Below are 7,542 nucleotides of genomic sequence, written 5' to 3' on the forward strand. Positions count from 1 at the left end.
TCAAAGATACCAGAAGTCTTACCGTCTGCCTTCACAAAAGCATAGCCAGGAAGCTTATAGTCATTGGGATCAATGTTCCATTTATCGTGACCAATTTTTCCTTGTAAAATTGTATCTTCAATTTCTTTGCCATTTTTATCTAAAAGCGGCTTGCCATTTTCATCTTGATAATGTACATTAACATATCCAAGATCAGCGTTATAGATAACATTAACTGTTTTTTGGTCACTCGTAAATGTACCAAAGTCCTGATCTTTTGCAATTTGATAACCCGGAATCTTTTTATCTGTGTCAACTGGAATACTTTGTCCAATGTTGCCAACTAAATAATCGTCAGGAATCGGCTTATCTGAATCATCTAGGACTGGATTGCCGTATTGATCTTGATAATGCACAGTTACTAATCCACCACTATACCTAATATAAGTGTCAGCATCTTTTTCACTATCGTAGTTTTTTATTAAGTCACGTGAAGACCATTTTTTACTTGCTTCTGGCTTTTCAAGAGTACCATTACCAACATTTACCCATGTTCCGTCAGTACCAAGACCAACATCCAGCCGACCTGATTTCAGGATACACTTTTTACCTAAAACGAGAGTATTTAAAGAGGGCAGATTTTGTAACATACCTGAAATATGAGTTTCATCTAGTTTTGATGTGTCAAAACTGCTAATATTCAAATAGTTTAAAGCTTGACAGCCTTTAAACATCATTTGCATAGAGAGCACGTTGCTAGTATCAAATTTACTAAGATCTAGTTGTTTTAAAGACGAACATGCAAAGAACATTCCTCCCATATTAGTGGCTTTTGAAGTGTTGATTTTTTCAGGTAAAGTTAGTGATGTTAAGTTTGTGCAGTCATTAAACATTGAGTTTAATGAAACCACATTACTGAAATTAAAATTTGATATATCTATGTTAAAATGATCTTTTTCATTTTCTGATAAGCCTAGTTTGTTGCAGCCTTGAAACATTCCTGACATATCTGTTACTTTGGAAGTTTTAATTGCATTTAGCCCATCAATTGTTTTTAATTTTGGGTCGTCTTGGAAAAGACTTTGCATATCAATAGTATTGGAAAAATCAATGTGGCCTAATCCAACAATACTTTCTAGATTTTTAAAACCTGAAAATAAGCCCCGAACATATATATTACCTGTAAGATCACCGTCAATTACAATTTGTTTAATATCTAGGGTAGGATTATAGTCAAAGTCACCAGCATCAGTTAAGGGACAGGCGTTCCTCAAAGAAAGGGTTCTTTCATAGTCAGTCCCAATCAATTCATTTGTACTTGGAGTAATTGTCAGTTTTCCGTCCGTATTATATGTAAATGGTATTTTGCCATAAATTAAACCATGATATAGATCTGCACTTCTCGTTACTTTCGCAGTGTCCGTGTTTTTTATGTCTTTGTTCTTATTAGAAGTTACTTTTGAATCACTTGTACTGTTATGCTCATTGGTATTGTTATTTTCACTTGAAACAGGTGTAGTGTTTTGAGCCTTGTCAGTATTTGAAGTAGAGATTTGATTAGTATCTTTATCTTGATTAGTTCCAGAATTTGAACTAGAGTTTTTTTCGGTATTCGCAATTTCATTACTGTTCGAAGAACCTTCTCCATTACCAGCTTTTGCATCATTCTGTTGTGAACTACTTGCTTCAAGACCTACTGTCTTCTTTGCTGTTTTTGAATAATAAGATTGGTAGTTTAATTTAGTCTTAATTGTTCTTTTAGTGGTCTTTTTGGTAGCGCGATTGCCATTCTGACTGTCTGCTTTTACTATCTGAGGTTTAGTACTAATTAAACCTAATGTGGTAGCTGCTATTCCACTAAGCAGGATTTTTTCTCCTTGCTTATTAGTATTCTTATGTTTATTCATATATTTCCTCTTCCAAATTGCATACTAATATAAGGCTAGTATATTGCTGAGTATGGTGAAAGTCAAACTGACTTAGGATAATTATATAGTAGCAGAAAAAGCCCAATGGCGCTTTGCCATTGGGCTTTTAAAAATATTTACACTTTTCTATTCTTTTTTACGCTCAAGCCAAGCAGCACCTATGGCAGTGGCCAAGGCCAAACCACCTAGTGCCAGCATGGCCAAACTGTTGTGCTTCTCGGCACCAGTTTGCGGCAATGAATTGGTTTTGCTGTCTTGATCCAGCTTGCCTTTTTGTGGGTCAGAGCTAGCAGTCTTGTTTAATTTGCGACCTGCAGCCGCCAGTTTAGCAGGGCGGTTAGCCTGATGCTTGTTAGCTGTGAGACCTTTGATTGATTTGGCAGGTGCTTTCTTGCTCTGCTTATTTGCATGAAGGCCTTTAATTGCCTTCTTAGGTGCCTTCTTTTTCTTGGTCTTTTTGCTAGTCGGAATTGGAGTCGGCTCATTGTCAGTCGGCGTCTGGTTTCCAGCTGGGGCAGTGGTGGAATTATTAGTTTGGCCATCACTCTTGCTGTAAACGTAGGTCACGCTTTGCGGACTGCTGATGAAGAAGCCAGTCGCATTATCAGGCCGGGTCTTTAAAGTATAGCCAGAAACAGTCTCGGCACCAGTAGTATAGCCATCGCCAATCCGGCCTTGGATTACGCGGTCAGGAGCAACAGTGTTGCCGTATTCATCTTGATAATGAACTGTGACTGCAGGCGCTATGGCTGCTGGGCTGTTGACAATTGAACCGGTAGTGTTAGAGCCGGACCCGTTGGAACCTGAGCCATTAGAACCGGACCCATTCGAGCCGTTAGAACCGGAGCCGCTAGATCCAGAGCCATTAGAACCAGACCCATTAGAGCCGGACCCGTTGGAGCCAGAACCATTCGAGCCAGATCCATTCGAGCCGGAACCGTTGGAACCGGAACCGTTAGAGCCAGTCGAACCTTCAGAACCAGTCGAGCCAGTCGAACCTTCAGAACCAGTCGAACCTTCAGAACCGGTTGAACCTTCGGAACCAGTCGAACCTTCAGAACCAGTCGAACCTTCAGAACCAGTCGAGCCTTCAGAGCCATTGCTAGTCTTTTTCTCAGTATATATTAGCGTAACTTTTTGTTCCTGGTCACTGAGCGTAACAGCAGGGTTATCGGTGCTTTCAGTTACCCGGTCATCGTTAATTTGATAAGAATCTTTCTTATAATTAGCAAGGTCATCAAATGATACGGTAGTCTTGTCACCGAGGTAACCGGAAATGGTAGTAGTTTTTGACTCGCCATTTTCATCAGGAATATCATGCAAGTTGCCAGCTTTATCCTTGTACTTGTAGTAAACAGTAACTTTTCCAGCAGGAATGCGGTCATAAATCAAGGTAACTTTTTGTTCCTGGTCACTGAGCGTAACAGCAGGATTATCGGTGCTTTCAGTTACCGGGTCATCATTGATCTGATAGGAATCTTTCTTATAGTTAGCAAGGTCATCAAATGTCACGGCAGACTTGTCACCGAGGTAACCGGAAATGGTAGTAGTTTTTGGCTTGCCATTTTCATCAAGAATATCTTGCAGGTTGCCAGCTTCATCCTTGTACTTGTAGTAAACAGTAACTGGTTTAGCAGGAATCTGGTCATAAATCAGGGTAACCTTTTGTTCCTGGTCACTGAGCGTAACAGCAGGATTATCGGTGCTTTCAGTTACCGGGTCATCGTTAATTTGATAGGAATCTTTCTTGTAATTAGCAAGATCATCAAATGCCACGGAAGACTTGTCACCAAGATAGCCAGAAACAGTCTTAGTTTTTGGCTTGCCATTTTCATCAAGAATATAATGCAGGTTGCCAGCTTCATCCTTATACTTGTAGTAAACAGTAACTGATTTAGCTTCTTCTGGTGCATAGATTAATGTAACGTCTTGCTGATCAGCGGAAAACTTTACATCTTTTAAGTCTACAGTAGTATCTTTTATTTTGGCTTCTCTAAAACTGTACGCTTTGCCATTACTGTCATTCAGCTTTTCTTTAAATTGGAAGGGATTAGTTGATGTATTATCAATAAGCTTATCGTCAACATTGCCGTATTGAACAGTGTCATTCAAGCCAAGAATACCTTTGCCATCTTGGTCTTGATAATGAACAGTAATTTTACCACCGGTATATCTGGTATATGTACCAGAGTCCTCGCTACCGTTGTAATCACTCATTAGCTCATCAGACGACCAACTTTTTGTACTTGTATTATTTTGTCCGCTTTCTATGTTAATCCAAGTTCCAGGTACTGTAAGACCAGCAGTTTTATCAAATTTGGACTTATCACCTAAGGTTAAAGTTGTTAAATTTGAGCAGTCTGCAAACATATTCGTCCAGTTGTTTACTTTAGACATATCAATACCTGATAAGTCTAAAGTAGATAGGGAAGAACAGCCTTTGAACATTTCAGTTAGATCTTTTAGTTTTGATGTATCAAATTTAGTTTTAGGATTTTTTTCAAAACCTTTAATAGTAACTAGGCTTTTATCATTTTCAAATAAGCCTTTTAAACTAGTTACTGTTTGATGGGTAAGGGTATCTATGTTTTCAAGCCCAGTAATTTCGGTCAAATTTGGTAAATTTCGAAACATGTATTTGCCATCACCATTAATTATAACCGTGTCCACTATATTAATTTTTGTAATTTTGTTAACAATGTCAGCATCAAAAGAATGATTTATTGCTGCTGTGCCCTCCAAAATTGCAGCAATGCCATCATCAATATCCATTGGGATTTGGGGAGAGTAAGTAAAAATTGCCTCTCCACCTTTAATTGTTAAAACTCCTGTATCAGTATTAATAGTAATCGGTACAGTACACCAATCTGTTTCAATCACTGAGCTGTTTTCAGTATTAGATCTTGGTTTAATATTTTTTCTGTTATTATTTTGGTATGTATTTGTTGAAGTATTACTATTTGTATTTCTGTTTGTTTCAGGGTCTAAATTATTTTTATGTTGTGAATTGCCAACTGAATCGACTGTTTGTTCAGGATTTGTATCAACATTCGAGTTTGCATCTTGCGCTTGGTCTGACAAATTGCTTTTATCTGGTTCACTGCTTCTTAGAGCAGATTCAGTTTGTTTTACTGAGACTCTGTTAACCTTGGTGCTATTTCTTGCTGTTTTATAGTTTATTTTGGTTTCAAATTGTTTTCTCTGACTATTCCTGGTTACTTTATTATTAGACAGAGTAGTTGCTTTAACAATTTTGGGTTTAGCATTAATTAAACCTAGTGTTGCAGCTGCTACTCCGCCAAGTAACACTTTTTCTTTCTGCTTACTTGACTTTTTGTAAATATTCATATTAATTTTCCTCTTCTTACCTAAATAACATTATAAAATCAGTATATGTCTGGGTACAATGAAAATCAAGTTGATTATTGTTAAGCTAAAGTTGTGAGGAGATAACAAAAACGTCCTAAATTATATATTTATAATAGGACGTTTAGACTTGGTTATTTTGTGTTATTTTGATTATGTTATTAATATATCTTAAAAGGTATAATCAACCAGCCACCAGATTCATAACCCGACTGGCCCAAAAATTTGCCCTTATAATTTACAGTCATGTAGCCTTGATATCCAGAAGGTAATCCAGAAAGATCCCATTCTATAGTTTTACCATCAGTCAAAACTGTTCCAGGATTTTGTTTCCAATTACTAAGATAGTTTGAAACATAATAGTCTTTATTTTTATCATTTGCTATACGGATAGGTATGTTACTTCCATCTATATCTTTAAAATTATATGTTGCGGTAATATAAGGTCTAACTTTATTAACCATTATTTGGGGATTAACTATCGTTTGATAGTAGGCTGTGACATAAGTTGGGAGATTAGTATCAGTCTTTAAAGGAGAAAAGTCTGTGACACCATTATACGAAATACCCAAATTCCTTAAATTAGGTTTGTTGCTTAGAGCACTAATATCATAAATACTGCACATTTCCATGTAGACATCAGTTAATTTATTAAGGTTCTTTAATGCGCTAATATCTTGTAAGTGACTGTGCCAATATGCAGTTCCAAAGAAATTAATATTTGAATCAATATCAGGAGAAAGATCAAGCACTTCTAGATTTGTTGCATATTGCAGTCCTTCTAATGATTCAATATTGAGAGCAGCAGAATAGTAATCCCTATTATTACGTTCGTAGTCCCCGGTTAATTGCAATGTAGTAAGCTTTGATAAATCTTGCTTATTAATTCTACTTGTTGCGGATTCATTAGAATAAAGATTATAAGCAACTACACGTTGTAAATTTTTGTCGGGCATCCAGGAATCAACCGATTCACTTGCTTTAGTAGCAACTTGTGGCTTTTGGTTTTGAGTTTGTTTAGGAAGCATATGATTGCTTTCTTTTTTCAAGCTTTTTCCATTAATTAAAACTGTGTTATTTTCTGAGCTTTTATCATGTGTCTGATTCAAGCCAACAACTTGCTTCTTGTCAGTTGCTTTGATATTCAAACTACTTGCTGCTAATGTACTGCCTGATACACTGTCAGCTTTAACCGCTTGTGGACCAACAGTAACTAATGCTAGGGCAGCAGCAGTAATTCCACTAAATAGCATTTGCTTGCTATGTTTATTCATATTTTAAACCTTTCTAATTTCGAAATAGCATTAATTATTTACACATATATTGTATAGCTATATTATGGCAAATGTAAAGTAGAATTAAATATATATTAATTGATACTATAAAAAAGATGAATATCTTCCTCTTACTTCTTGTAATGAAATATTAATACCATTCAATATTCATAGAAAGTTTGAATTAGTCTTTCTTACGCTCAAGCCAAGCAGCACCTAGAGCAGTGGCTAAGGCCAAACCGCCTAGTGCAAGCATGGCTAAACTGTTGTGCTTCTCGGCACCAGTTTGCGGCAATGAATTAGTTTTGCTGTCCTGATCCAGCTTGCCTTTTTTGTTTAGTTTGCGGTCAGCAGCTGCCAGTTTAGCAGGGCGGTTAGCCTGATGCTTGTTAGCTGTGAGACCTTTGACTGATTTGGTGGCAGATTTTTGATCATGTTTGCTTATGCGGTGCTTTTTATGTGACTTCTGGGTAGACTTTTTATTTGATTTCTTGCTGTTCGGGATTGGCGTAGGCCTATTATTGTTATTGTTAACTGTATTGCTACCATTACTGCTATTTAATCCTGAACCATTTGAATCACTGGAACCGTTTGGAGTGATAGAACCATTGGAGTTGTTAGAACTGTTGGAATCATTAGAGCTATTTGAACTGCTAGAACCATTGGAGTTGTTAGAACTGTTGGAATCATTAGAGCTATTTGAACTGCTAGAACCATTGGAACTGTGAGAGCCGTTGGAACCGTTAGAGCTATCAGAGCTGTTGGAGCTATTTGAACTGCTAGAACCATTGGAACTGTGAGAGCCGTTAGAACCGTTAGAGCTATCGGAGCTGTTAGAACCGTTAGAGCTGTCAGAACTCTCAGAACTGTTGGAACCATTTGAGCTATCGGAGCTGTTAGAGCCATTTGAGCTATCGGAGCTGTTAGAGCCATTTGAACTCTCAGAGCTGTTGGAACCATTAGAGCTGTCAGAACTCTCAGAACCGTTGGAACTT

At 37.3% G+C, this 7,542-nt stretch carries 4 protein-coding genes; all 4 read right to left on the reverse strand.

Going from position 1 to position 7,542, the window contains the following annotated elements; all coding sequences use genetic code 11:
* The coding region (locus H3U49_RS03140; RefSeq protein ID WP_198179609.1) for a BspA family leucine-rich repeat surface protein at positions 1 to 1,886 on the reverse strand (1,886 nt) is incomplete at its 3' end.
* A gap of 147 nt (positions 1,887 to 2,033) precedes the next feature.
* Positions 2,034 to 5,255 carry a MucBP domain-containing protein gene (locus H3U49_RS03145; RefSeq protein ID WP_198179611.1) on the reverse strand — a complete coding sequence of 1,074 codons (3,222 nt, stop codon included), beginning with the start codon at positions 5,253 to 5,255 and terminating at the stop codon, positions 2,034 to 2,036.
* A 179-nt stretch (positions 5,256 to 5,434) separates the two neighbouring features.
* Complete coding sequence (locus tag H3U49_RS03150) at positions 5,435 to 6,547, reverse strand: hypothetical protein (RefSeq protein ID WP_198179613.1); 1,113 nt, start codon at positions 6,545 to 6,547, stop codon at positions 5,435 to 5,437.
* Positions 6,548 to 6,731: 184 nt separating this feature from the next.
* On the reverse strand, positions 6,732 to 7,542 hold an 811-nt coding region (locus H3U49_RS03155; RefSeq protein WP_198179615.1), incomplete at its 5' end, for an LPXTG cell wall anchor domain-containing protein.

It is taken from the genome of Lactobacillus sp. W8174 (assembly GCF_016100975.1).
GTDB classification, from domain to species: Bacteria; Bacillota; Bacilli; order Lactobacillales; family Lactobacillaceae; genus Lactobacillus; species Lactobacillus juensis.